The sequence below is a fragment of the Sphingomonas sp. CFBP 13603 genome (genome assembly GCF_014892665.1).
Lineage (GTDB): Bacteria > Pseudomonadota > Alphaproteobacteria > Sphingomonadales > Sphingomonadaceae > Sphingomonas.
Window position 1 is genome coordinate 78,887 of the sequence record NZ_JADBIA010000014.1, and the last position, 25,299, is coordinate 104,185.

At 61.4% G+C, this 25,299-nt stretch carries 28 protein-coding genes and 2 pseudogenes; 15 read left to right on the forward strand and 15 right to left on the reverse strand.

What is annotated here, in order from left to right; translation table 11 throughout:
- Positions 1-16: 16 nt before the first annotated feature.
- On the reverse strand, positions 17-757 hold the full coding sequence (locus IFR23_RS17750; RefSeq protein WP_244655768.1) for a hypothetical protein: 741 nt from the start codon (positions 755-757) through the stop codon (positions 17-19).
- A 232-nt stretch (positions 758-989) separates the two neighbouring features.
- Here IFR23_RS17750 and IFR23_RS17755 point away from each other — a divergent pair, with 232 nt between their 5' ends.
- A complete protein-coding gene (locus IFR23_RS17755) occupies positions 990-1,379 on the forward strand; it encodes a ribonuclease inhibitor (protein WP_192977011.1) in 390 nt (129 codons plus the stop codon).
- A 249-nt stretch (positions 1,380-1,628) separates the two neighbouring features.
- Positions 1,629-1,928: an I78 family peptidase inhibitor gene (locus IFR23_RS17760; protein WP_197978529.1), complete on the forward strand. Its 300-nt coding sequence runs from the start codon at positions 1,629-1,631 to the stop codon at positions 1,926-1,928.
- Between the two features lie 705 nt (positions 1,929-2,633).
- Here the strand turns inward: IFR23_RS17760 and IFR23_RS17765 are convergent.
- On the reverse strand, positions 2,634-3,539 hold the full coding sequence (locus IFR23_RS17765) for a nucleotidyl transferase AbiEii/AbiGii toxin family protein (protein ID WP_192977012.1): 906 nt from the start codon (positions 3,537-3,539) through the stop codon (positions 2,634-2,636).
- Positions 3,539-4,585 carry a type IV toxin-antitoxin system AbiEi family antitoxin gene (locus IFR23_RS17770; RefSeq protein WP_244655769.1) on the reverse strand — a complete coding sequence of 349 codons (1,047 nt, stop codon included), beginning with the start codon at positions 4,583-4,585 and terminating at the stop codon, positions 3,539-3,541. The genes IFR23_RS17765 and IFR23_RS17770 overlap by 1 nt, the downstream gene beginning before the upstream one ends.
- A 44-nt stretch (positions 4,586-4,629) precedes the next feature.
- Here IFR23_RS17770 and IFR23_RS17775 point away from each other — a divergent pair, with 44 nt between their 5' ends.
- The 3 genes from IFR23_RS17775 (at position 4,630) to IFR23_RS17785 (ending at position 7,568) form a co-directional block, all read left to right on the forward strand.
- Entirely contained in the window at positions 4,630-5,088 is a 459-nt protein-coding gene (locus tag IFR23_RS17775; protein WP_192977014.1) for a hypothetical protein, read from the forward strand.
- Positions 5,089-5,622: 534 nt separating this feature from the next.
- Positions 5,623-5,937, forward strand: a complete 315-nt coding sequence (locus tag IFR23_RS17780) for a hypothetical protein (RefSeq protein ID WP_244655770.1) — start codon at positions 5,623-5,625, stop codon at positions 5,935-5,937.
- Positions 5,938-6,077: 140 nt separating this feature from the next.
- Positions 6,078-7,568: a methyl-accepting chemotaxis protein gene (locus tag IFR23_RS17785; protein ID WP_244655771.1), complete on the forward strand. Its 1,491-nt coding sequence runs from the start codon at positions 6,078-6,080 to the stop codon at positions 7,566-7,568.
- Between the two features lie 286 nt (positions 7,569-7,854).
- Here IFR23_RS17785 and IFR23_RS17790 read toward each other — a convergent pair whose 3' ends face one another.
- Entirely contained in the window at positions 7,855-8,445 is a 591-nt protein-coding gene (locus IFR23_RS17790; RefSeq protein ID WP_192977016.1) for a DUF4142 domain-containing protein, read from the reverse strand.
- Positions 8,446-8,598: 153 nt separating this feature from the next.
- Here IFR23_RS17790 and IFR23_RS17795 point away from each other — a divergent pair, with 153 nt between their 5' ends.
- Positions 8,599-9,009, forward strand: coding sequence for a DUF3597 family protein (locus tag IFR23_RS17795; RefSeq protein ID WP_192977017.1), 411 nt, complete (start codon positions 8,599-8,601; stop codon positions 9,007-9,009).
- A 409-nt stretch (positions 9,010-9,418) separates the two neighbouring features.
- On the opposite strand, the gene IFR23_RS17800 is transcribed toward IFR23_RS17795, so the two are convergent.
- On the reverse strand, positions 9,419-9,943 hold the full coding sequence (locus IFR23_RS17800; RefSeq protein ID WP_192239251.1) for a DUF937 domain-containing protein: 525 nt from the start codon (positions 9,941-9,943) through the stop codon (positions 9,419-9,421).
- A 236-nt stretch (positions 9,944-10,179) separates the two neighbouring features.
- Between IFR23_RS17800 and IFR23_RS17805 the strand changes: the two genes are divergently transcribed.
- Positions 10,180-10,545 carry a DUF4440 domain-containing protein gene (locus tag IFR23_RS17805; protein ID WP_192239250.1) on the forward strand — a complete coding sequence of 122 codons (366 nt, stop codon included), beginning with the start codon at positions 10,180-10,182 and terminating at the stop codon, positions 10,543-10,545.
- Between the two features lie 98 nt (positions 10,546-10,643).
- Here IFR23_RS17805 and IFR23_RS17810 read toward each other — a convergent pair whose 3' ends face one another.
- The 5 genes from IFR23_RS17810 to IFR23_RS17830 form a co-directional block, all read right to left on the reverse strand.
- A complete protein-coding gene (locus IFR23_RS17810) occupies positions 10,644-11,270 on the reverse strand; it encodes a class I SAM-dependent methyltransferase (protein WP_192239249.1) in 627 nt (208 codons plus the stop codon).
- Between the two features lie 100 nt (positions 11,271-11,370).
- Positions 11,371-12,348 carry an SDR family oxidoreductase gene (locus IFR23_RS17815; protein ID WP_192977018.1) on the reverse strand — a complete coding sequence of 326 codons (978 nt, stop codon included), beginning with the start codon at positions 12,346-12,348 and terminating at the stop codon, positions 11,371-11,373.
- A 413-nt stretch (positions 12,349-12,761) separates the two neighbouring features.
- Complete coding sequence (locus IFR23_RS17820; RefSeq protein ID WP_192977019.1) at positions 12,762-13,169, reverse strand: hypothetical protein; 408 nt, start codon at positions 13,167-13,169, stop codon at positions 12,762-12,764.
- Between the two features lie 201 nt (positions 13,170-13,370).
- On the reverse strand, positions 13,371-14,657 hold the full coding sequence (locus IFR23_RS17825; RefSeq protein WP_244655772.1) for a cation:proton antiporter: 1,287 nt from the start codon (positions 14,655-14,657) through the stop codon (positions 13,371-13,373).
- 93 nt (positions 14,658-14,750) lie between these two features.
- Positions 14,751-15,215: a hypothetical protein gene (locus IFR23_RS17830; protein ID WP_192977020.1), complete on the reverse strand. Its 465-nt coding sequence runs from the start codon at positions 15,213-15,215 to the stop codon at positions 14,751-14,753.
- A 551-nt stretch (positions 15,216-15,766) separates the two neighbouring features.
- Here IFR23_RS17830 and IFR23_RS17835 point away from each other — a divergent pair.
- The 5 genes from IFR23_RS17835 (at position 15,767) to IFR23_RS17855 (ending at position 20,041) form a co-directional block, all read left to right on the forward strand.
- Positions 15,767-16,432, forward strand: coding sequence for an HAD family hydrolase (locus IFR23_RS17835; RefSeq protein ID WP_192239245.1), 666 nt, complete (start codon positions 15,767-15,769; stop codon positions 16,430-16,432).
- A gap of 5 nt (positions 16,433-16,437) precedes the next feature.
- Entirely contained in the window at positions 16,438-17,451 is a 1,014-nt protein-coding gene (locus IFR23_RS17840) for an SDR family oxidoreductase (RefSeq protein WP_192977021.1), read from the forward strand.
- On the forward strand, positions 17,448-18,470 hold the full coding sequence (locus IFR23_RS20585) for a patatin-like phospholipase family protein (RefSeq protein ID WP_192977022.1): 1,023 nt from the start codon (positions 17,448-17,450) through the stop codon (positions 18,468-18,470). Before IFR23_RS17840 ends, IFR23_RS20585 begins: the two co-directional genes overlap by 4 nt.
- Positions 18,471-19,057: 587 nt before the next feature.
- Positions 19,058-19,375 (forward strand): hypothetical protein, encoded by a 318-nt coding sequence (locus IFR23_RS17850; protein ID WP_192977023.1) that lies wholly within the window; start codon positions 19,058-19,060, stop codon positions 19,373-19,375.
- Positions 19,376-19,639: 264 nt separating this feature from the next.
- The gene (locus IFR23_RS17855) at positions 19,640-20,041 is read left to right on the forward strand and encodes a hypothetical protein (RefSeq protein ID WP_192977024.1); all 402 of its coding nucleotides are present in this window, start codon (positions 19,640-19,642) and stop codon (positions 20,039-20,041) included.
- Positions 20,042-20,063: 22 nt separating this feature from the next.
- On the opposite strand, the pseudogene IFR23_RS20350 reads toward IFR23_RS17855, so the two are convergent.
- A pseudogene (locus IFR23_RS20350) lies at positions 20,064-20,383 on the reverse strand (integrase); the annotation flags it as partial.
- 359 nt (positions 20,384-20,742) lie between these two features.
- Between IFR23_RS20350 and IFR23_RS17860 the strand changes: the two are divergent.
- Complete coding sequence (locus IFR23_RS17860; protein ID WP_244655773.1) at positions 20,743-21,219, forward strand: hypothetical protein; 477 nt, start codon at positions 20,743-20,745, stop codon at positions 21,217-21,219.
- Positions 21,220-21,235: 16 nt separating this feature from the next.
- Here the strand turns inward: IFR23_RS17860 and IFR23_RS17865 are convergent, their stop codons facing one another.
- The 4 genes and pseudogenes from IFR23_RS17865 to IFR23_RS17880 all read right to left on the reverse strand — a co-directional run bounded on the left by IFR23_RS17865 (position 21,236) and on the right by IFR23_RS17880 (position 23,408).
- On the reverse strand, positions 21,236-21,502 hold the full coding sequence (locus tag IFR23_RS17865) for a hypothetical protein (protein WP_192239239.1): 267 nt from the start codon (positions 21,500-21,502) through the stop codon (positions 21,236-21,238).
- Between the two features lie 65 nt (positions 21,503-21,567).
- Entirely contained in the window at positions 21,568-22,083 is a 516-nt protein-coding gene (locus IFR23_RS17870; protein WP_132742078.1) for a YciE/YciF ferroxidase family protein, read from the reverse strand.
- A gap of 107 nt (positions 22,084-22,190) precedes the next feature.
- Positions 22,191-22,682 (reverse strand): nucleoside deaminase, encoded by a 492-nt coding sequence (locus IFR23_RS17875; RefSeq protein ID WP_132742080.1) that lies wholly within the window; start codon positions 22,680-22,682, stop codon positions 22,191-22,193.
- A gap of 93 nt (positions 22,683-22,775) precedes the next feature.
- A pseudogene (locus IFR23_RS17880) lies at positions 22,776-23,408 on the reverse strand (SOS response-associated peptidase family protein).
- Positions 23,409-23,885: 477 nt separating this feature from the next.
- On the opposite strand from IFR23_RS17880, the gene IFR23_RS17885 reads away from it, so the two are divergent.
- Positions 23,886-24,086, forward strand: coding sequence for a DUF3606 domain-containing protein (locus tag IFR23_RS17885; RefSeq protein ID WP_192239236.1), 201 nt, complete (start codon positions 23,886-23,888; stop codon positions 24,084-24,086).
- A gap of 158 nt (positions 24,087-24,244) precedes the next feature.
- A complete protein-coding gene (locus IFR23_RS17890) occupies positions 24,245-25,054 on the forward strand; it encodes a SirB1 family protein (protein WP_192977025.1) in 810 nt (269 codons plus the stop codon).
- The last annotated feature ends 245 nt before the right edge of the window (positions 25,055-25,299 follow it).

The window sequence follows — 25,299 nt, forward strand, 5'->3', positions numbered from 1 at the left end:
TGACGGCAGGATTGGGTCAGGCCTGATGATGTGGGTCGGCGTGGGACGTTTCTAGACTTCCGATACTCGGATCACCTGATCCTCCCGCGCCCATCCCACCGCCGCCGCCGCCGCCACCCGTTTTGGCGCCTTCGCCTCTTCCGCCAGCGTGTTTAGCCCCTCCTCCCGATGACGCTGGCCGTGTTGGGCCCTGCATCGGTATCTTTAGGTCTGTGGGTATGGGATCGAGGTCGAGGGCCTCGCGCACAAAATTGCGGAGCGATACTACGAGATCATGGGTGTGCACTGGATGCCCGGCTACCAGTTCCCGAACTGCCTTGTCGGCAAGTCTCACCTGTTCTTCCGTACCAAGAAGAATGATGTCGGAAAGTGCGGCTTCCACCGCGTCACGTATTCTCCGCGTTCGGTCTGATTTCAAGGCTGTCTCCGCAGTAAGGTCGAGCTGCGCCATCGGCTCGGCGGGTGTAGGAGAATCTAAGCCTCTTAGGTCCCGCTTGTGTGTCGGATCGACGGTGAGATCGCCTGTGAATGATCCACCCAAGACCTTGTACGCCGCGATCAGGGTGCGCAGACGCTCATTAATCTGACGGTTCATCCGCTCACGGCGCTGCTGGAACGTCATCTGCGTTAGCAGACGAATGCCGACACCGAGTAGCGTGACCAAGATGATGCCGAACAACGTTGCGAGAAGGCTCTGCCAAGAGCTGAAGTCCAGATTGCGCAAAACGTTGACTCCTTCTGTGCCCATGGCGGCCATTCAACGTACCAAAATCGAGGTTATCGAAATTTCAGGTCGTAACACCAAATTCGTTCCAACTGCCTGACCGAGGACCCAAATCCGGTCGTCCAGCGGCCTATGGCCATTCCCGGAAGCGGTCGCCTGTTCATCTCATCCTGGGCCGTTCAAGTCACGTGCGAGCGACGATCAGCGTCCCTCTGTCGCGCGGCACTAGAATTGGCCCACCACCTCCGCCTAAAGATCTGCAGTGATGAAAACGTTGAGCCTGATCGGTCGGAATATCGACGATATTTCGACCTTCTACGCCGAGATCAACCGGGTCTTCATGGCGGAAGAAGACTGGCGATTGGCCGACAGCCTCGATGCGTTGAACGACCTGCTTTATGGCGGCTACGGCGCGATCAAGGGGCGGGAGCCGGTCCGTATCGTCTGGCATGACATTGCAGCAAGTAGGTCCGCTCTTGGCGTCGGAACGACCCGGGCGTTCCTAGCTGAGAAGTTGCAGCGGCCAGACCTCTTTAACGTGGACGCGATTGGCCGCCAGCTGCACGCACTCGACCGCGGCACGGGACAAACCTATTTCGAGATCGTCATTAGAATCATCGGCGATCATCAAAACATCGAACTTGTGGCCGCTTGATGGAGAGCGTTCGAATGAGGTGGAGCGGATCAGGTCACTTGGCGTTCGCTTATGGCTGTGATCGCGATGAGCACTGTGCCCTAGCCGAGGCGTGCGCGACGCGCCAAAATCGCTGTCGATTGCCAAATTGATCGGCAAGCGCCGGTTCTCCCGCTGGAACATTGCGACCTTCGCCGCGTGATCAAGGCTATGCGCCGCCGATATCGTCTATCGTTCAGGTTCGGCCTGCTATCCGCGAGGTCAGTCGTTATGAACGGAGATACGGCGATGAGGATGATCAGGATAAGCCTGCTGAGCGTGTTTCTGGGGCTCGGCGCCTGCGCCTCCACCGTGGCAGGTAATCGCGCCGGAGCCGCGACCTGCAGCGCCGATGCTGCCGCGGCGCTCGTGGGCCAGGTCGCACCTGACGACGCCACCGTCCTTAGCAAAACCGGCGGTACGATCGTCCGGCGAATCGCACCCGGCGACCCGACGACCAGGGACTTCCGCGTTGAGCGCGTCACCTTGACGGTCGCCGAGGGACGGGTGGTCTCCGCGTCCTGTGGTTGAGCGCTGAACCAGGATGAAAGCGCCCTTTCTCGCGGCGGTCCTACCGCTACTCGCAGGCTGCGGACCGAACCTTCCGGTCGAGGGTCCGGTGCGGTTGGGACAGGTCGGCTCCGTCAACGGCCCGAGGATCCGGACGGACAAGGTCATTGAAGACAGTCGCTGTTCCATCGACGCAGATTGCGTTTGGGCAGGGCGCTTGATCGTGCGGGCAACTGTGCTGGGAGGGGGGTGGTCCAGACAGCTCGACCTGACGCTCGCCATTCCCGTCAAAGTCGCCGATGGCACTCTTACACTTGTGGCGGCGACGCCGCCCGGATGATTAGCCCGATGGAACAACAAGCCCTTTCCCTACCGCTTTACGTTCAAATTTCAGGGCGGGCGTTGATCGTCCGTGAAAGATGCATCCTGGCCACTGATCGGTTTGCGAGCGATCACGACCCAGAAGCCGACGTTCACGACGACTTGAACGTTCCCCGAAACCGGTCGTTGGTTCATGTGCTGCTAGGACGGCTGGAACCGGATCGTTAGCGGAACGGCAGCTTTCAAGTGTCGGGTGTGTGAAGCAGTAGAATGCGTTCACCCGCGCGATGCGATGGCCTAACAGCCAATCGCGTAGTTCGCGCTTTGCGGTATGACGTTGCAGCCGCTGATGAACACGCAACCTCGATCCGAGTTTATCAGGTCCCTGATCTCAGTGGCGTCAACTCAGCCCACTAGCGGCAGGAGGAACGAGCTCATAAGGTCCGCCGCGCGGCGCTGGCGCAGGATGCGAGCGTTGCGAAGTTCCTCATCATCGTCGCTGCCGGCCGCACCCTCAAATAGGGCGTAAGCGACGGGACCGTCGCGCCGATAGCTCTCCTCCGGTTTGGGATCGATGAAGCGGGCGGCAAGCCGTGTTAGCGCCAAGCGGATGACATCGGCATGTTTGCCATCGAGTGCCGCCCGGAACGCCGCGTGGACCGCATCGAGGCCACCCTCATAATGCTCCACGCAGTAGACCAGATCATGTGCGTCCTTTGGCTCGGACCGCTGATCGTAGGCGAAGGCCTTAAGGCAGGTGAAGCTCACGATGTCAGCATAGCGGACTAGCTCTGTCGCGCGTCCGCGCTCGCTCAAAAGCTCCGCCGTGATCTCGGTCGTCCCATGCAGGTCGAAAACCATTGAGGCATGCGGAATGTTGATCGCGGTGACATTGCCTTCGGTTGGCAGCTCGGTGACGCGGCCACCGCTGAGTTCGGGCGCATCAGCGAGGAACTCGAGCACCATGGTCGTGCCGCGCTCGACTTCGGCTTTCCAGCGCCACGATTGCTTCTTGCCCGCGTCATTTTCCGCACGCTCGAAGCGCATCGCTTTTAGATTTTCTTCGAGCGTGCGATAGGCTTCTGTGTCGGTGAGAATGGCTATGTCGACCACTACGTCGACATCCCCGGTGCCCGCGTGAGGCGGAACCTTCGGCGGCCGTGCCGTGATCAGGTAACGCGGCGCCAGCCCGCCGACGAGGTAGACAGAGTCCTTCCATGGCCCGAGGCCGCGCAGCAGCGTGACGAGAACGCGCTCGCAGGCCTCGGTCACCGCGGCTTCATAGCCGTCGATAGTTTGCGGCTTAGCCATCAGTTCTCAAGCCTCTCGCTGCGAAGGTGGGCGGCCATCTCCTTGGCACGGCCCGAGCCCTGCAGCAGGTCGAGGTAGACCTGAAGAGGTGGAGCGAAGCTGACGTCGTCGATCCGCTCGCCGACGGTGACGTCGCCACGCGCGTTGGTCTCAACTAGCGCTAGGTTCCAGCCCTCGCTGACGGGGCGAGCCCGCAAGCGGTCGAGCGCGTCGTTGCGGCGCGGGCCGGGGATGATACGGCACCGGACCTGCGAAATCGTTGAAAGATAGGGCGCGTAGACCTGCGCGGCAGCCTCGCCGGTCACCGCATAGGCCGCGTCCGCCTCGCCGCACGCGTGATCAAGCTTGTGCATGAGATCGTTCACGTCGGCCGAGTTGACGTAGAAGCGCTCGATTCCCCGCGCCTTCTGGTTCGCTACATAGTGCGCCCAAGCATCGACCAGGCCTTTGGGCTCACGCAGCCGGCGCGTCTTGACAGGCCCTGCACCTTCCGCCTCTACCCACTCGCGCCGCTCCATCTCGCTCAGCGTTTCGGACGCGGTCGCCGCCGAAACCTCGGCCTCTTCGGCGATGCGCTTAACGCTCAGCCAATCGCGGCGGTTCTCGAACACATAGAGCATGACCCGCGCTTTCTGACCCTGGAAGATCGAGTCGAAGCTCTTGCTCTTCTTGCGCGGAGCGGGCCGGTCGATGTGGACGAAAGCGTGCTTGGCGGGAATGTAGAGCGTGCCACCGAGATCGTAGAAGCCGATCTCCTCATGGCGCAGCAGCTCGCGCGCACCCGGCGAGATAGCGCGGGCCACGAAAAAGGGGATCACCTCGGTCGGGCCTGACGAGTAGTGGGCGAGATAGTTGCGAAGCTGGTAAATCGTCTCGCGCACATCGCGCGGGAAGGCGTGGCGCTTGGCCTCGACAATCAGTTCGATCGGACGTCCGCCGATCTCTGCTTCGACGATCCCGTCGATACGCCGGCGTTGGTCGAGCGGCATTTGACGGTGCGTGAGCCGAGCACGAGCATAGGGCACGGCGCGGATCGCGTCGATCAAGCGCTCCAGCAGTTCTTCTTCGTTCGCCTCAGCCGTCATATTCGATGTCCAGTGAATATGGCATCCGTAGCAAATATTCGCTGGATTGTATATATTCGCTGTACAGCGATAATCGCCTAGCAGGCATATCATTTACAGCAATACGAGCGAAAGCGAGTGAACCGAAAGCCGAAAGCCGAAAGCCGAAACCCAAGGCCGACATCGACCGGCAGGTTCTTGAAAGAGAATCGAACACGCCACAACGCTTTCGCTTGAGCGACCTGCGTGATCGGCCGCGCTACGTTCTGCTCGGGGAGCCAGGCAGCGGCAAGTCCACGGCGTTCCAGCGCGAAGCAGAAGCGGCCGGCATCCAGCCGGTCACGGCCCGCCAGTTCGTCAGTGGTGGCCGCCACCGTCCGCAGGGCACCACCGTTTTCATTGATGCGCTGGAAGAATATCGCATCGGGGAGGCTGGCATCGATCGCCTCGCCACGCTGATCGAGGCGCTGGAAGAGGCCGGCTAGCTGATAACGCAGCGGTGCCGATGCGGGGAGCCGTGCCGGTGACGATACGACAAGCCTGGCCTACGTACCTTCAGTTGACGACCGTCGCTGATAAGGTTGTTTGATCCGGTTCTCGGCATTCGCCTGCGCCAAGCGCTCAGTCATTTCACCCTGAGTGGCCATCGCATCCCAAGCTTCTGCCGATCGCAAATGACGTTCTCGAACAAGGGGAAGTACGGACCGCTCCGCTTCCGAACGTTCGTGGGCTGCAGCGCTACGGTATGCCTCGGTCTGTGAAAGGTTCATAACGCAACCCTTAACCGACACCGGGAAATCTAAAACCCCACCAAGGCTTAAATCCACGCGGTGTCGTTGTTAGCTGAAACTGTCCGACCGCAAACCAACCTGTCCGCTGTTAGTCTCGGATCAAACAGCTCGATCCTCTGCGATACCCCCTGCTTGGGCCACCAATTTGGATCTTGTCGAGGCCAGATCGGGGGCGATCATGGATGGCGAACTTACTTTGCATTAACCAGGCGGTGCGTAGGTAAGCATATGAAATTCCTGCCAAGCTGGATGCTGATCCCTGCCCAGATCGCTACTGCGACGTTTGGGCTCGTGGTGTTGACGATGTGGCCACCAGCATCGGGTTCGATGCTGGTGGTGCCACTCGGTCAGGATGGCGGAGCAGCAGTGCAGGGTGCGCTGGCGGGCGGTGCGGCATTGCTTGGGACCGGGCCATTTCCGGGATCGCTGGTCGTCGTTGGCGATCGTGCCCGCATCGCCCCCCGGGTCGCGTGGAATGTCGTCATCATGGCCGCTCCGCCCGCGGGGTGCGGCGTTGATGGCGGTGCTGGAAAGCGAGCATGAACCGAACCATCTCGCTGCTGAAGCCAGCGTTTTCCCGGTTGGGTTTCGGAGTAAAGCTTGGAGCTACCGGCAAAGTCGGGGATGATGCCGGACTTAACCCGCTTGACCGGCTACGGCGTCGCGCCGTCCAAGCGTGGGCGTTGATCGGCTGGACCTCGTTGGGGGGGCTGCTGATAGGTAACGCCGTACTGGATGCGGGCGCAGGCGTTCCGCTGCTGGTAATCGGCACCACCATCACGGCGGGGCCGACCGTGATGGCGCTCCGCGGTCGCTACGATATCGAGGCCCGGACCCTGATGGGATCGCTTGCGGCGGTGATACCGGCAATGCTCGTCTTCCTGCTCAAGGGGCATCCGTGGCAGATGGATGCACACATGTACTTCTTCGTCGGAATGGCGGCGCTGGTAATGTTGGCGGACTGGCGGCCGATTGCGCTAGCAACGGTGCTGACCGCAATCCATCATCTTGCCCTCGAATGGTGGGCCCCGGAATTCGTCTTTACCGGCACCGGCAATCTCGGCCGGGTGATCTTTCATGTCGTGGCGGTCGGCTTGCAATTCGGCGCATTAACGGTGCTGACGATCCAGCTCGAGCGGTTGTTCCAATCGCAGAGTGCAGCGTTGCGGCGGTCTCGCGAGTTGACCGAGTTGGCAGAGGACGGCCAGCGGCGAACCGAGGAGGCAATGCTTCAGGCGCGTGCAGCGGAGGCAGCGGCGGCGCGCGAACGCCAACAGCGCGAGGAGCAAGCGGCGCGGATCGCGAGCGAGCGGCGCGGCGAGCTGGTGGTCCTGGCGAACGAGTTCGATCATTCGGTGACGTCCGTGGTGAAGAGCATCGGCCAGGCGACCGAACGACTGGAGCATGCAGCAGTGCGGCTCGAAGATGTCACCGGCGGCGCGACCCAAGATGCGGTTGAGGCGGCATCGGGCGCGGGTCGAGCAGCACGCGACATAGCGCATGTCGCGTCGTCGATCCGCGACCTGTCCGAATCGATCCGAACGATCGCGATCGCGGCCGACCGGCAATCGGAGTTGACCGTAGTGGCGAGCCTGGAAGCGCAACGCAGCGTGCAGACGGTAGCGATGCTTGAGGATCATGCGGTCCAGATCGAAGTCTTTCTAGACGACATCCGTGACCTGGCGAACAAGACCAATCTCCTCGCCCTGAACGCTACGATCGAGGCAGCGCGGGCGGGCGACGCGGGGCGCGGGTTCGCGGTAGTCGCGGGCGAAGTGAAGGTCCTGTCGGCGGACACCAAGCGTGCGAGCGACCGGATCAGCACACTGCTTGCCGGCATTCGCGAGGGCGTCGCGGACACGGGCGAGAAACTGCGTAGCGTCAATACTGCGATCGGTCAGGTTTCGGTCGCGGCATCGGGGATCGCAACCGCAGTCGGCGAGCAGCGCTTCACGGCACAGGAGGTAGATGCGGGTGCAGCGCGCGCGGTCGGCGCGGCGGACGAGATCGGCACCCGGATTGACGGCGTGGCGGAAGCGGCAGGATCTGCCGCGCTCTTGTCGGCGTCGGTACGGGGCAGCGCCAGCGATCTGGCAGCCAGCGCGCGGCATTTACGATCGTCGACCGATCTATTCGTCTCGTTCCTTCAATCGGACGATGCGGCAACAGCTTAGGAGCCAAGTCGGTCTTATCTCCTTGGGGGGCCGCATTACAGCGACGATGATAGGAGGATGTATACTAAGGACAGAATGAAGCGGGTCCTCGTGGTAATCGCGCAATTGAACACCTTGCCACGGTCGAGACGTCCATAACGGACCTTGCCAATAACGATCGGCTCGATCTGGCCAACATCTTCAAACCGAGCCTCCCACGCCGATCGGCAATGTGACGTTCCTGGAAAGCCGAGAAGTACATCTGGTGCACCTCTCGACTTCATACTTCAGCGTCTGAGACCCGACTTCAGGACTTGAGCGATTTCGCCATGTTCAGATGCGCTGCAACCGTCGGTGCCAATCCCGACGCAAACGTCTTCAACTGCGGCACGTCGCCGGTCGCAGCATATCCCTTGAGCATATCGAGCGTCTGCTGATGCCCGGCGACCTGGGCCGCTGCGTACGCGGTGTCGAAATCAGTGCCCTGCTTGGTTTTCAGATCAGCAAGCTTCTGCTGCTGCTCAGCACTCAGCGCTGGGTTGGGCGTCAAAGCTGGCGACAGCGTTGCCGTCAACGCCTTCAGCTTTGCAGTCGACCCCTCATGTGCGGTGATCATCTGGCCAGCGAACTTCTTTACCGCAGTAGATGCGCCGTTGGTTGCGGCCAGCTTCGAGGTCTCGATCTCGAACGCATCGCTTGCAGCCGCCATGTTGACGAAAGCCTGCCCACCTGAGGCCGGTGCTGCCATGGCATCATTGGAACCGGCTGCATTCACGTCCGTGGCAGTCGTGTTGGCGTAGGTGCTGTTATCAACGCCGGTCGTATCGTCGGCCTTCTTGCCGCATGCGGCCAATGACAGGGCCGCTACCGACACCAGTGCCAGGGTCTTGAAGTTCATCATACTCTCCATCTGCTCGCATATTACCGCTGCCTGCTCAACGCGTGCGTCCTGAGGACCGTTCCGCACGAGTAACGAGCTTCGGACCGATCCTGAACCGAGTTCGTTCTAGCCGTCTGCCGGCACAGCTGCCGGCCTTATCGGGACACGGCTATGAGCATCTTCAGCACGATCATGAACAAGGTTTTCCACCACAAAGCCTCACCAGCCACGGCACCGGCTCAAGCTCCCGCCGCTACGCCCCAAGCTGCGCCACAGGCCGCGCCGACCGCTACCGCCCAGCCCGCCCCCGCAGCGGCTCAACAGTCCGTTGATGTCGGTGCGGTCCTCAACGAGATGGCATCGATGAAAGATGGCGGGGGCAACTACCAGAGCTCGATCGTCGATCTTCTGAAGCTACTGGACCTGGATTCCAGTTTGACCGCTCGCAAGGAACTTGCTGCCGAGCTGAATGTCCATGCCGCAGCCGACGGCTCGGCCGAACAGAACATCGCCCTTCACAAAGCTGTGATGCAGAAGCTCGCTGATAACGGCGGTATCGTTCCAGATAGCTTGCGCAACTAACGCGCCTGATCCGGAGGAGACCACACCTTATGCGGTCTCCTCCGGCCTCGGATTGTTGGCTTAACCGTCCTCAATTTAGCGAGCCGGACTAGCGTTCGGAGGCGTCGCAGATATGGTCCCCTGCGCTGCCTGAGCTGGCAGCGTCTGACTACCACGTGGTGGTCCGTTCGGCTCTTTCTGAAAGCCACGCGCGGCGAGCCAGCAGATCGTGACGACGAGTGCCACGATCATCACGAAGATGACAATTGCCACAGGACCGGCTCGCTTGTTTCCTCGTCTCCGCATCACATGCGCTCCCCAGTCATGCCATCGATGGTATCGCCGTGCCGTAGCCGCGTGGCGACGGGATGTTCGTGGACCTCAAGTCGACCGGTTTGATCGAGCAGGACGATCTTATGTCCGGACGGCTCTATCGCCGCTCGCCGAAGACCGAACCAAGAATGCCCCCCAGTCCGCTGCCAAGACCGCCCCCGGGCGCAGCGCCTGCGACTCCAGCGCCACCCAGGCTGCCGAGTACAGATCCAAGGATCCCGCCAAGGCCACCCTGCTGCCCGCCTGAGCGCCCTGTCAGATGGCCTGCCACCAGCATGACCAGGATCGGCAGCATCTGCTTCAGAAGCTCGGGCGCCAGGCCGCTGCTCTGCGCCGCGTTGTCGGCGACCTCACGACTGCCGTCCTTCGACCCGAAGATACCGCCGAGGATTTGATTACCGCGATCGATCTGCGTCGGCTCGTTGCCCAACACGTTCGCAGCAAGGTCTGCGCCGCCAAGCGTGTTCACATGGGCGTCTAACTGCGTCGTGTTATTCCCCATGCCGCCCAGAACCGACGGCAGCAGCGCCTCGGCGCCGCGCTGGGCTTGCTCACGCGGTATGCCTAGTTGGGCGGCGAGTGCATCGATGCCACCATCAGGCAGCAGGTCATTGAGATTCATGTCGGCTTCCTTGTTGTTAGGGGTACCAACAGATGCTGCGACCTATAGGTCCGGGCACTTCGATCGAACTACGACAATGGATCGGTAGGCATGCGCTGTCTGCGCAATGTTAGTCAGGGAGTTCGGGCGTACGGGCGCCAAAACGTCTTATCCGTCGGTAGATCTTGACGCGATGGTGCCGAGACACCGGAACCCTCCCCCATACTCTCGCGCTTGAGCCATGAAGGAGAGACGGCATGGACGACCAGCGCGTGTGGGAATTCGAAGGCAGCCTATGGGATGCCAGCGACGAGCATTACCAGGACCGGATCGACGAGGAGATCGTCATGGTCTTGCCCCGTCCGCCTTATGTCTTCCAGGGGCAGGAAGCGAAGGATGCGGTCAAAGCTACGCCCGATTGGGATACGGTCGAGCTATCGGATCGACGAGTGTCACGACCTCAAGAGGGCCTCATCGTCGTTGCGTACACCGCGCGCTGCGCGAGCGGCGACGAGACGTACGAGGCACATTGCACCTCGACTTTGCGGATGCGGGGACACGACGATTGGCTGGTCGTCCAACATCAGCAGACACCACCCTTGACCGCCAGCGTCGAAGCCTGACCGCTGGGTTGCCGTTGCGCCTGATACATACCTGTAACAGGCGCGACGGTGCTGAACCGGGAGTCAGCGCCCTCATTGCTGGTGTGATCCCGACAGCGTCAACTGCGACCGGTTATCGCGACCAATGGATCGCCCAGGCGACCGTCGGCGAGTAGGGAAGCCGTGGCATCGCGGAACCCTGCTGTTTCCAAATAATGGCGGACAAGCGATGCGTGGCCCTGCGTGTCGAGAGCGCGCCAGACCGCCACGGCCTTGGTCGGGAAGCAGCGGTTTGAGAAGCTTATGATGACGCGGCCTCCCGGCTTCAGCACACGACGAACCTCGCGCAGTACCGCCAGGGGGTGTTGCAGATATTGAACGCCGACACAGATCAGTACGGCATCGTAGCGCGCGTCCTCTTCGGACAAGTCAGGCACATCGTTCAGGTTCTGGACGAACCAGCGATCGAGGCGCGGATTGGCCGCGAGTTCCTCTGCGTTCATGCCGTGGCCGACGACTTCGGCATAGGCGACGTCGTCCGGCAGGTGGCTGACCCAGCTCGACATGAGGTCGAGCACCCGCCCGCCAGCGGGGATCGAATCGCGGTACAGGCTGGTCAGTGCGCCGACAGCTGCCTCGTCAATGTGCGTGACTAAACGCGGGGGTGCGTAGAAGCCACGGTCGTCGCCATCATCCTGACGGTCGAACGCTCGCGCCGGCAGTCCCAATTCGATCGCTTCAGTCATGCGGTAAGCCCCTGCAATGCCAAGCCCCCAGTATCCTCGCCCACAGCGTCCGGTGGGAACCGTATCCAGGGGCGCACCGCGAGATAGCGATCGTCCTCAATCATCGGCGACGGCCGAGCCAGACACCGACCCCCGCAAGGCCGAGAACGGCCATGCCGCCAGCCGCGGCTGCCAGCTTGCGCCCCCGGTGGGGATCGCGTCGGCCACCATCCGGACCGGCGGGGACGCCAGGTTCGAACAATACCCCATCGCTGTCGTCGCCGTTGGGCGCGCGGGCTGACCAGGTGTCGAGGAAACCGCTCATGATCGCCGCCAGCAGGTTCGGCGCCGCGAACTCGCCAAGTTTGAATGCGATTGCCGGTGCGCCGACGGCGGTAAGGTTACGAGGGTGCGTGGCAAGCCGCACGACTGCCTTCGCCACCGTCTCCGGTGCGAGCGAACCGGGGGGAAGCGAAAGCCGGACGCCGGTATAGTTACCAGCATGGTCCACGCCGGGCGTATCGACGAAGGTCGGGCAGACGTCGCATATGTGGATATGCGGGCGCTTCGACACCTCACCGCGCAATGCGGAACTGAATCCGCGCAACCCGAACTTGCTCGCTGAATACGCCGCGGCATAAGGCGTAGCGACAAAACCGCCGGCTGAGATCATGTTTACCCAAGTGCCGTGATCCTGCGCGAGGAAGATCGGCAGTACGGCATGGACGTCGTTCATGTGGGCGACGAGGTTCGCATCGACGACACGGGCGTGATCTGCGATCGGGACGTCTTCGTACCGGCCAAGCACACCGACGCCTTCACAGCTGAACCACAGGTCAATGCCACCGAGCAGATCGCGCGCCTCAACGGCGAATGCGGCCACCGCGCCTGCGTCGGTGCAATCTACCGGTCGGACGATTGCGCTGCCGCCAGCTTCGACGCAGCGCTGCGCGACGTCGTCCAGCCCGTCCTTGCCGCGAGACCCTAGGACAAGCCGCGCTCCCGCTTTTGCGAAAGCCATCGCCGTTGCCGCGCCGATACCGCTCGATGCACCGGTGATTACCACGCGGCGCCCGGCCAGGTTACGATCAGCGCTCATCGGACGATGCTCAAGGCGGCTGCCTCTACACTTACGGGAAGACAACGCGGTCGCGTCAGCCGAACTTTCCTATCATCATGCATAGACACTCAACGTCTCGGAAGCGCCGGGGTGTCCCCCGAGACCGCGCGATGTTCTTTGAAAGTGATCCCAGGATGATCAGTTCGGATTGGTATGCGGCTCCTTGGGGCCATCGTTCAAAGATCTGAGCTGCGCTTCGCGAGTTGGGTCACCACCACCGCCTTGCGGGTGGATCGAAGCCCAGGCCCAGTTATCAGGCCTGTTAGAAATGCTGGATCGGCATCAGGAGCCTTTGGTTGCTGCGCATGTCGCGACGGCGCTCAAGTGCCTTCGGGCTCGCCTTGAGGGCCGTAACGCCGCTTAAAGGTAAAGGCGCTTTGCTGCGACCATCTTCAGCTTACAGCGAGTTGCAGCTTTCCGGCATGGTCCATCAACTCTTCCATTCTTGCCAGCATCGCCGCGGACAAAGTGAGGATATCATCAATATCTCCAGTACCGTCACCGATCACGAACCCCGCCTGAGACAAGTGTTGAAGCCATCGCCACATTACGACTGGCGGAATCTTGGACCGCTCGCAGACCTGCCTGGCCGTAAGGCGACGTCCCTCGGCATTTGCGACATACAGTTCGAGTAACAGGTCCCATTCAGGCTCGGAGAACAACTCTGCAGGCAGTACATTGAACCGAGAGCGGCGAAACTCCAACATTGCGGCCGTCAGGGAAGCCGAACGATCATTTTCCAACATCTCTGGACCCCCGGCTGCTGCAATGGCGATTACTGTTGGCTTGATAACGCTCACGTTCGACGCTGGGACACAACATCATTCCCCGTTTAGAGAAAAACGGCATAGAAAATATGTCGTGGGATCAACTGACTATGTATGATTTGGTCGGTCCGTCTCGATCGCCCTTTGTCCGTCTACGCGACTCCCGCATGTGACCTGCGATCACCGTTCTTACGCTACACGCCAGTTTGATACGGTCCCTGATACGGAGTTGCTTCAAGCCCCCACGGCGGGCGGCGCATCCTTGTCCGGATCCCGGCCGTGTTGCTGATCGAGCAAACGCATGATTGGCGTCACGGTGAAGCCGTGCAGAACGATCGAAAACAGCACGACCAGACCGAGAAGGCCCCACAGGCGTTCGGCCGCATCGACGTGAATGTGGTTCAAACCATAGGCCAGGTAATAGATCGATCCAACGCCGCGGATGCCGAAGAAGGCGAGCGTCAGTTTTTCCGAGCGGTCAGCCCGGTGGCTGGCCAAGCCGATCAGGCCGGTAATTGGGCGAATGATCAGCAGGATCACCAGCGCAATTAGCGCGTCCGTCAACGATACCGAATTCAGGAGCCCGCTGACCAACGCGCCGCCAAACAGCAGCAGCAACACCATCATTGCGAGCCGTTCGATCTGCTCGGTGACATCGTGCATGTCGTGATGAAAGTCGTGCGTTCGGTGCGTCCCTCTAAATGTCAGTGCCGTGACGAACACGGCCAGGAAACCGTAGCAGTGGATGATCTCCGTAACGCCGTAGGAGATGCACGTCGCAGCAAGCGCAATCAGGCCGTCACCGGTCTGCGCAAGCTTGGTCTGCGCGGGTACATGGAAGGTCAGCCAGCCAAAGGCGCGGCCAATCAGCCAGCCAGCGCCGACGCCGGCGCCGACTTCCCATAAGACGCGGTACGTCAGCCACTCACCCAGCCACGGCTTGCTGCTCCCGGCTGCGGTTGCGGCTGCCAGCATGATAGCAAGATGGACGAACGGAAACGCGAAGCCATCATTGAGGCCGGCTTCGGACGTCAGCCCAAACCGTACCTCGTCTTCGTCTTCGCTCTTGGGCGGCCCGACCTGAATGTCCGCCGCCAGAACAGGATCCGTTGGTGCCAGGCTGGCAGCAAGCAGCAGAGCGATCGCCCATGGCAGTCCCATTCCCCATGCCGTCACCGCCGTGATAGCGAGAATGCCCAGCGGCATCGTGATCGCCAACAGCCGCCAGGTAACCGCCCAGTCCCGCCACCTGAACATCCGGTCGATCTTCAGGCCGGCCCCCATCAGCGCGATGATCACGACGAACTCGGTGAAGCGTTCGGTGATCTCAGGGTAAAGAAGCGGCAGCGGCCTGAGCGTGACCTGCGGCAACGAGAACAACGCAGCGCCAAGCGCGATACAGACGATCGGCAACGATAGCGGTAGCTTACGAAGCGCCAGCGGTAACCAGACGACCAGCGCGGTAAGCAGGCCGAAGCCGGTGAGCATGAGGATGTAGGGGTCGGGCAATGCAGCGATCATGACGGGTCTATCCAGGGGGAACGAGACTTCGTCGCAGGAAGGCACGCATGTTAGTTCGAAGAAGAAGCAATGGCGGTGAGCGATAGGCCAACCTCAGCCGGCGCCGGGCTGCTTCTGCTCTTCCTCGTAATCGGCATCGGTACCGATCTTCCCACTAGCCTCGGCTTCGGCGATGCCCGACGTCTCGACGACGTTGATCTTGCTACCTTCGGCTGCGATTTCATGGGGTACGCGGTCCGCATCAGGGTCCGCAGCGATAGTCGTGCCGTCACCGCCGCCCGAGCCTGCAACACCGTTACCGGCATTTCCACCGTCTTCGCCCGCCTGCCCACCGCCGTGATAGGCAATGTTAGTCTGGCCACCGTGCGCCATAAAGCCTGTGTTCGTCTCGGTCTTGCCGGCATGCGGGTTGGGATAGGCCCCACCGCCACTTTCGCCTCCCTCGCTGCGACCGTGGACCTCGGCGCCACCGTTGCCGCGCGGCGAGTCCGATACGCCGTCCGGGGCGCCCTTGCTCGCAGGGTTGCCGGGAACGGGTGTCTGAACCTTGTCACTCATCAGTATGTCCTTTTGAATGTGACGGAATCCCCAACCCATCGATCAATCGGATCAGACCAGGTAGGGACGGTCAGGCCTCGGCATGTGCTTGATGAAACTGCTAAGCTGTTTGGAGCGATCATATTCCCTGACTGCCTCGGCCTAAACTTGCGTTGTTTGTGAGAGCATAGCGATCCATGGAACAACATCGTTCCTGCGTGAGCACGATCCCGAAGCGCTTATATTTTGTATTGATGCCTGTTAATTCACGGCTCAAGTGTGACTTCCTGCACGGGGGCCATAATGCACAATATCGCAGAGACTTACCGATTTGTCCGTTTGTAATGGGCGTTACGCTTCCGGAGTTTTTACGTCAGGTTGTCCGCCCATTTCTGCGAATGGTCGCCGTTTGCAAGTTCGTCGCAAGGTAGATTTGGTCGCATGCGGCCCCGAACCGAACGATGGACCGTTAGGCCCCTGTCGCACATCGCGAAAATCGCTCAAATATCGCGGCTTTTTCGGCACGTGAGTGCTTGGACGCGTATGCACGAGATCAGTTCCGGGGAAACAGTATGCAAATCAAAGCCATTCTCTTCGACATCGACGGTACGCTGGTCGACACCAACGACATGCACGTCCTGGCGTGGGAGGAGGCGTTCGCCACCGTCGGCGCGTCATTCGACCGACAGATGATCCACGACCAGATCGGCAAGGGGACCGACATGCTGGTTCCGACGCTGCTGCCCGACGCGGACGAGGCTCAGCAGGAAAAGCTCGGCGACACGCACGGTGCGATCTTCAAGGCAAAGTACCTGGAGACTGCCAAGCCGTTCGCGCAGGCACACGACCTGTTGGCGCACGCGCATGGCCTCGGGCAGCAGGTCGTACTGGCATCGTCGGCCTCCGAAGCAGAACTGGAAGCCTATATCGACCTGCTCGACGCTCGCGCATTGATCGCTGCGACAACGAGCAGCGACGACGTCGAGAAGACCAAGCCCGCGCCAGACATCTTCGCGACCGCACTGAAGAAGCTATCGGGAACCGATCCCGCCGAGGTGATCGTGGTCGGCGACACGCCCTACGATATCGAGGCCGCGGTCAAGTGCGGGATATCGGCGGTCGCGGTGCGATCGGGCAAGTTCAGGGACGACCAACTGCACGCGGCAGGCGCGATCGCGATCTATGACGACGTAGCCGCCTTGCTCGCTGGCTACTCAACTTCACCACTGGGACGCTGAACGACATGGCCATCACACTGAAACCCCTGCGCGACCAAATCATTGTCGTAACCGGCGCAACCAGCGGTAACGGCCTCGCTATCGTCGAGGAGGCCGTCCAACGTGGTGCAGCCGTCGTTGCGACCGCGCGTAACGAGGCAGCGCTGGAGGCACTTCGTGATCGCCTATCGGCCGAGGGCGGACGCATCGCGATCTGCGTTGCCGACGTAAGCGACATGGCAGCAGTCGAGCGTATTGCCGCTGTCGCGATCGAGGCGTTCGGTGGGTTCGACAGCTGGGTCAACAATGCCGGCACGGGCACGTATGGTACGCTTGAGCAGGTACCCGTCGCCGATCACCGCCGTGTTTTCGACGTCAATTATTTTGGCGTGCTGCACGGATCGCTCGTCGCCGCGCGGCATCTGCGCCGACGCGGCGGGGCCATAATCAACGTCGGTTCGATCCTCAGCGATCGCGCGATCGTCGAGCAGGGGCCGTATTGCGCGACGAAGCACGCAGTCCAGGCGCTGAACGATACGCTGCGGATGGAGCTTGAGCAGGAGAAGGCCGGCATCTCGGTTACGCTGATCAAGCCCGGCGCGATCGACACGCCATTCCCAGAGCATGCGCGCAACTTCATGGACCAGCCACCACGCTTGCCACCGCCACTTTATGCGCCCTCAGTCGTCGCCGACGCGGTGCTGTTCGCGTGCGAGACCCCGCGGCGAACGCTGTATGCAGGTGGCGGGGGCCTGTTGTCCTCGCTCCTTTCGCGCGCCGCACCGCGGTTGAGCGACAGGATCATGGAACTGGTCGGCACGGTCGCACAGCAGAAGCCGGAAGATCCTGGCGAACCGACCCGCCGCGACAACCTCTATGCGCCGCGCGTCGATGCGTTGCGCGGAAGCCAGGACGTCCGCGCGCGCAAATCGAGCACCGTGTTGCAGGCACAGAAACTTCACCCGGCCTTTCTTGTGCTCGGCGTTCTTGGAGCCGGTATCGCTATCGCGGTTAGCCGGCCAAAGGAGACCCGTGAGTGACGCCAGCCCCCGATCAGGAGGAGACTGTCCGTGCCTTCAATGTCGTTCTCGTTCTCAGCGGCGGCAATGCGCTTGGTGCGTTCGAAGCCGGGGTCTACGAAGCGCTGCACGAGCACGGCCTTCAACCCGACTGGATCATCGGCGCATCGATCGGTGCCATCAATGGAGCACTGATCGCCGGGTCCGCTCCTGATCGCCGGATAGAGACATTGCGGACGTTCTGGCGACCCGCCCCGTCCGGTGCCATGACGCCCCCGTGGCTGAGTGCACTCGAAACCAGCCGACGGACGAGCGCGGTAGGCTGGGCCGCAACGCTGGGTCGGCCCGGTATCTTCGGACCCATGCTATCCGCCTTGACGCCTTGGAGCGACAACCAGCCGTCGATCTTCGAAACCAATCAGCTCGCTACGACGCTGGAAACGCTGGTCGACTTCGATCGCCTCAACGCCGGGCCATGCCGCTACACCGCCACGGCGGTCGACCTCGAAACCGGCGACGACGTCGTGTTCGACAGTGCCGCTATTCAAATACGCTCTGATCACATTCGCGCCAGCGCCGCGCTGCCGGTCGCCTTCCCACCTGTGGAGATCGACGGTCGCTGGCTGGTTGATGGCGGCCTGTCAGCGAACCTTCCACTTGATCCCGTTCTTAGCGACCCACCGCCCCGTGCGACGCTATGCATCGCGGTTGACTTGTTGCCGCTTAACGGCACCAAGCCCTCGACGTTAGGCGAAACAGCCAGTCGTATGCAGGATCTGATCTTTGCCGCTCAGACTCGCCGATCGATAGCCCGTTGGAAGGCCGCCTATACCGGGCGTGAGGGCATTACGCTGTCGCTTGTTCGCCTCGCCTACTCCGAGCAGGATGAAGAAGTCGCAGGTAAAGCGCTGGATTTTTCAGGGCCTACGGTCGAACAGCGTTGGTCGGCCGGCTATCGCGCCGGCATGCTGGCGGTAGAAGGTGTGCAGTCCGAGACAGTATCGATCGGGGTCCTAGGTTTCAACGTCGTGCAACTCTGAGCGCTAGCCACGTCCCTCGGTAGTTCAGACGTTATTGAACACATTTTGCGCTACGTGCGCGCTTGCCTATACGCCAATGGCTTTCCCGCTCTGAGGCCGGAACGTACCGATATAGCGTAGCGATCGACACGCCAATCGCGGGCGCAATGTCCCCGCGCCCTAATTCCTGAGGCCAAAAACTGTCGGGCAACTTGAATTCGCTCAGGCGCCATCACGATCTTATGGCCACCGCCCCCCCTTCCAACGTGCAACGGTCAAGACTTCAATTGTTCGTTCACGCACGAGATCGCGCCCCATCTCCGCCTCGGCGGCCATGATGTGCTGGACGAGTTCGCAATCGTGCCAGCAGTGTCGATCCCATCAGCAAAGCGGTATCATAAATCCCCTATCTGCCGCCTCTCGTAACCATCCCGTCCATTATTGCCGATTGTTCGCTGCGCGGAGACGATGCCAACAAACCCGGTTGCCCTTCCATGCGCCAATCATCCAGCATTACCTGGAGGGAGCAGACGGAAATTTAGCAGATCCACCCTCACGGATATGTTCCAAAAACTAGGCGTTTTGAACATTGCCACAGGGAGAGCATGATGCCCGATACGTTCAAACCAACTGCAAAAATGGCCGCCAACGCGAAGAAGGGGCTAAAGTTGCGCGACGATTTAGGTCGAGGCGGTACGGACGTTGGGGTTCGTCGTGCCGGGCAACTAGCAGCGCAGGACGATGTGACCGCTGACGATGTAAAGTCCATGCACAGCTACTTTGCGCGTCACAAGGTCGACAAAGACGGGAAAACGCATGAGTGGGGATCGGACACTGATCCGTCCGCGGGCTACATCGCTTGGCTCCTATGGGGAGGCGATGAGGGGAAGGAATGGGCTGATCGACACGCCGAGAAGCTCGAGTAGAGGGCTGTCGGAACGGCAGGTCGCGATCACGACCGGCATTCGATCACGGTTCATCACCACCTCCAACGCGGAGGGTCGACGCGATGCCGTTAGCACCCCTCGCCCCAGTAATTGATCGGCGCCTGTCAGATGTACGTTCTCCTTTTCGCCGCGGCCGCAGCGCTAGTGCAATCGCCAGTTGCTGATTCCGTCGTGAAGCCTGGCACGATAGCGATCGTTGCTGCCGATAGCTCGCCCACGTCTCCCGCTATCACGAAAACGTTCATGGACGCCGTTCAGCGAACCCTCCTTCGAACGCCTTTCCTGCCCCTGCCCGACGCGAACCACAGCCTTTACCTTGCCAAGGTTGAGGTGTCGCAGACCCAGCGCGGCGTTGTCCAGTCGCGCAACGACCAATCGGATCGGCCGGGCATGGCGGCCGGACTTGGGGGCATGTCGCTGACTTTGCCCTTGGGGAAGGAACAGTTGCACGGCCTGATCGTGACCCGTCTCAAGGTAACCGTGTCGCTGCGCCGCGATAGTCACGTCGTGTGGACAGGACAGGCGACCACGGTGCGCCCAAGCGGCACACGAAAGGGCGCCCCCTCTGTTGTCGCTACGGCGCTGTCGGACGCCCTTCTGACTTGGTTCCCTCGGCAGCTGCCGGGACCGCTGTCCGTGCCATAAGGACCACCGAGTAAGGCGGTTATCAGCCTCTGATCTTTGACAACACGCGTGCGGCAACATTGCTTCTGGCGGTGAGCTTGCGCCCGTAGCGCAACGCGGTCGACGGCGAAGACCATCGCAGCGCCTGTGCAATGCCAACGCCGTCCTCCCCGGCCGCAAACAGATCCTGCGTCAGCTCTACCCGCAGCGAGTGGCTCGATAGCGCCCTTGCAGCCTCCTCAACCTCGCAATTGGCATCTCGACCAGCCCTTGATCGAAGGCGCTGAGCGCCACCCGTCGATAGATCCCGTTGACGCCCTGCCGGCTCAGCGACGTGGTCCCCACGGTGTAGACGGTGCGTGCCGGTTCAATCGTGTTCTATGCCAACAAGATCGAGGTTCGCGATGAGAAGGCCGATCCGGGGCGAGAGCAGGGCGAGGACGGTAAAAAGCAGGTCGCGTTTCTCAAGCGCTACACGGTCTTCAATGCCGAGCAGATCGACGGCATCGGCGCGAAATATTTAGACCCGGCAGCGATCATCGCTGCCACCAATCCCGACGAGCGGGACGCAGAACTGGACACGCTCTTTGGTCGCGTCGCTGTCACGCTCAAGCATCACGGTTCGCAACCCTATTATCAGCCGAGCAGCGATCACGTCGTCATCGGCAGCGATAGCGCATGCGCGCACCGAGCTAGCCTATGTCCGGCATCCCAAAGGCCCGGTGTATCAGTCGCACCTTTTGACCTATCTCGGGATACGGCAGGTCGATGCCGTCATCGGTCCCAAGCAGACGCCGCTCGAGCGTGTCCGCGAGATCGGCGCTGCGCTTGGCGTCCAGATCAACGCCCAGCAGTCCTCGCAACTGCAGCGCGCGGTACGCTTACTCGAACGACCGATCTTGCCGCAGGGCCATTCCCCCGGGCAGGAGCGGCTTGCCGCCCTGTTCCTCAAGAACGCGCCCGAGAAAAATCTTGCCGATCCGCGCCTCGCACCCGCACAGACGATCGTCGATGCGGCAATGCAGTTAGCGCGGGACCGTGGCGACAGCGCGCTCAGCGTTACCGCACAAGGGGAAGCTGCGCGCCAGCGTATCGCAGACAGTATCAGAACCGGTTCGACGCTCGACGCGGACGTCGGCAGTCACGCTCAGGAGAGTAAATCCGTGCCCCCTGCCCCCGACAAGGGGCGCAACCGCTGACCTGGTAGAGACGGTTTTAATGCTCGTTGGAGTGCCGGTCTTCGGCTGACGTATAGTAGCGCGCGATATCCGCTTCGGTGAGCGCATGACCGCTCGATTCTTCGACGAGCATGGCGATTTCGCCATCGGTCCTGCCGGCGTCGCGCAGCTGCTCGATCTCGTCGCTCACCATGTTGATGAAGGCGGGCACCGGGAACCGTTCTTCGCCCAGGCCTAGCGCATCGCGCATATGCTTTTGGGCACGCAAGGCTTCGGGAAGCGTGAATGCGATATCATCGGCCATCGAATGTGCCTTTCATGGAAGCTGAAAAGTGGTCGGGGGGCATCGGCCCCCCGACACCGAAATGCTTATGCGGTGACCGCTTCCGCCTTGGCGTTTACGCTCGACGTTGCCATCGCCGTCAGCTTGTCGTCGGTCGCATATTCCTCGTCGAGCGTCTCTTTCAGGATCGCTGCGATATCGGCGCGGCCGAGCTGGTTCGCCCAAGCGATTAACGTGCCGTACCGCGTGATCTCGTAATGCTCGACAGCCTGTGCCGACGCGATCAGCGCGGCATCGAGCACGGCCTTGTCCTCGATCTCGCCGGCGACTTCGTTGGCTTCCTTGATGATGCCGTCGATCGCCGGGCAGGTCACTGCCTTTGCCTTCTCGCCGAGCAGGTCGAAGATGCTCTCGAGGCGCGTGATCTGCCCTTCCGTCTCACGCAGATGGGTTTCGAAACCCTGCTTCAGCGCTGGCGCGGTTGCCTTGTCGGCCATCTTCGGCAAGGCCTTGGTGATCTGGTTTTCCGCGTAATAAACGTCCTGCAGCTGATGCAGGAACAGGTCGTCGAACGTCACGATGTCTTTGGAAAACAGGCCCATGATAGTGTCCTCGCTGAGCGGATAACCGCGAAGCAAACTGCTTCGGCACCGCCGCAACGCGCCGACTCTGGGGTAAGTTTCGTTCGGTTTCGCGCAGCCGCAGCGCGCTATAGATTTGCCTGCTTGTCGACCGGCAGCTCTGCGTCCGGACCATAATAGAGCTTGGCGCAGTCGTCGCGAAGGCACCCTCCCTCGATGACGATGTCATCGCGGTAGGCGTCGCCGATGAACGTCAGCGTGTCGACGTGCTGCGCTTCGAAATACATTTCGTGGACATCGTCGCGGCCCGCCCCGTAAACGACGCGGCCGACCTTCGACCAGATCGATGCCATCGTGCACATGCCGCAGGGCTGCAGCGTAGAGTAGAGCGTCGCACCGCGCAGTTCCAATTCCCCGGTGTTTTCACACGCCCGCCGGATCGCCATCATCTCGGCATGCGCGGTCGCGTCCGGCAATTCCTTCGTCTGGTTGCGCTCGCCCGCGATAATCTTGCCATCGAGTACGATCACGCACCCCAGCGGCGAGGTCGAGGGATCGGATCCCTTCGACCGGGCGATCGCGATCGCTTCGCGCATCCACCGTTCGTCATCCTGCGTCATCGTCTTGGCTCCCTGTTACGGTCGCACAACGCGTAGCGGACACAATGGATTCGTTCGGCGCAGTCGTCCTCGAATGCTGAGGATAGCCGGCATCTACCGCTCCTTGCTGCGGGTCGGGAAGACAGGCCCCCGGACGGTCATCTTGGCAGGGTCATAGGGTTTTCTGCAGACCAACGATATCGTCGTGGGTTCCCCGCAGCCAGGCATCGATGTCGGCAGGATCCAGGATCGTGATTATGGCTTTCGGGTGGATCGGCGCTACCAGCGGGTTGGGATCGCACGTTACCATCGTGAACCCGTTCCCTTCTGCGGTATGCGGCCAAAACCCGGCGGCTGCGAACACGGCTGATCGTCCACGCCGAGCCACGTTTCGCCTTTGAGCGGGGGTTTGCCGTCACCCAGATCATGCTTGTCGGGCGTAAATTCGCAGATCTCGGTCAACGGCACGAGGCACCGGTTTTCCGGCCTTTCCGCGAGTTTGCGCCACTGTGGAAGGGCCAGGTTACGGACGTTGGTCATCGGCCATGGGGCCTTTCCGCCTAGCACGTCCCACGACATCACATCCCAGGCACGCTCGCCGTCCTGTTCCCGCACCACATAATTTCGGCTCTTGGGGCGAAGCTCACGCGGGTCGAACCGGTTGTCGCGCGGTCGCTCGCTGAAGATCTTTGCGGCAGACTCCCAATGGGTTTCGGGTTCACCGAGCATGCGAGCGCGATTACACATGGTCGCTGCCTTAGTTGTCTATTGCTTGATCGCGGATCGCGGATCGCGGCTGCGATCCGCGTGAGCAGTTCGAGAATGCGTTCGTCGGTCTCGCTTTCCGAGAACGCCTTGACGATCTGTGCCGCCTGTTCGAAGTCACTGTTTGGCTCACCCATCGCGCTACGATGCCGAGCATGAGCCAACCGGCAATGCGGTCGGTTGCACAGTCCCGCGATAGAGCGCGCTTTGCCGGAATCGGTTATAACCTCTCGCGGCTAAGCAGTTCCCGATCGTCAGCGTAGCCCCCGCCGCACGGCTGGCTTCGAACAGATTGCCGTCGTTGGCGAGAGTATTGGACAGATGCAATGCTCGTGCGTCGCGCGAATGCGAGCAATCTAGGAAGGTGTGCCACGTGGCACACCTTAATCGCCATCATGCCATTGGGACGCACACGGTCACGGGGCGGTGCGTTCATGTCCAACTGGATGGAGAACCACAATGGCCGATGACAAAAGCAAAACCGATGGGCGTGATCGCAACCGTGTTTCGGGTAGCGAGACGTATGAGGTCGAGTATTTCGCCGAGAAGCACGGGTTGACCGCACAGCAGGCGCGCGACCTGATCGCCGACGTCGGCAACGATCGTGAGAAGCTTGATGCTGCCGCGGGCAAGCTCAACGGTGAGCGCGGCAAAGCCTGAATACTACCGCGGACGCCGGTTCTCTTTTGGCAAGAGACGGGGCGGACCGGCTGTGCCGCACAACGGGGCTCCCGTATCGTAAACCGGTTATGGACCAGGCGTGCCGTATTTTGGTGTCGCCATAGAAACGATTGAAGCAGCCTCCCATCTAACGGCTCATGACCAATAGCATTCTTCATCTCGGGCTGATGGAAGACACAGAGATCGAGCTCGATCTGGCCGCCCTCGAACTCGCAGCGCTCGATCACCCCGGCGTCGATCTCGACGAATATCTCGACGAGCTTACCGACATAGAAATAGCCCTGCGCGCTGCTGACGGCGACGCAGTGGGCAGCGTTGCTCAGGCCCAGGCCCTAAGCAGCGTGATGGTGGAAGAATTCGGGTTCTCTGGCGACCGCGTACACTATGACGATCCGCAGAATGCGGACCTGATCGCGGTTGTCGATCGTCGGCTTGGCCTGCCGATCAGTCTCTCGATTATCTATGTGGCGATGGCTCGCCGCCTGGGATGGTCGGCAATGCCGCTCAATACCCCCGGCCACGTCCTGGTCCGCCTTGGCGACGCAACGGCTGCGCTGATCATCGATCCCTTCAACGATGGTCGCATCGTTGCCCCTGAACAGGTGAAAGCCTTGCTGGAGCAGATGACGGGCCAGGCCCGGTTCTCCGACGGGATGCTTCCCCTGTCGAACCGGTCGGCGCTCGTCCGCCTGTTGCTCAACCAAGCGACTCGTGCCGACCAGGCTGGTGATTCTGCGCGCGCGCTGGTCTTGTATGATCGCATGACGATCGTGGCGCCTACGCATGCCCATGGTTGGTGGGAGCGAGCCAGACTTCAGCTGGTCGCAGGAGATGTTGCCGGCGCTCGCAGCAGCCTCAGCGCCATGCTGGAAATCACCCGGGACGACGGTCTGCGCCTGCAGGTATCCGCAGCGCTCGATGCCCTTCCCCGGCCAACGCCGTCTTGAACGTCGCGATGGGCTGGCGCTTGCCATGATGGCTTATCCTAAGCGCGTCCATCGGCGCTCATGCCAGGCCCGGGACTGAACCGCGTCCCCAAAACGCCAGAACCGGGTTTCTCGCGTGTGGGGACCTGCACGAACAAGTGTCCAGCATTCACCCGTCGGCAGTTCGACGACCCGGTGAATGTGCGCGGCATCGACATGATAGGTTTTGCCGGGAAGCCGGTGAACGCGTTCGCTGTGCCAACCGC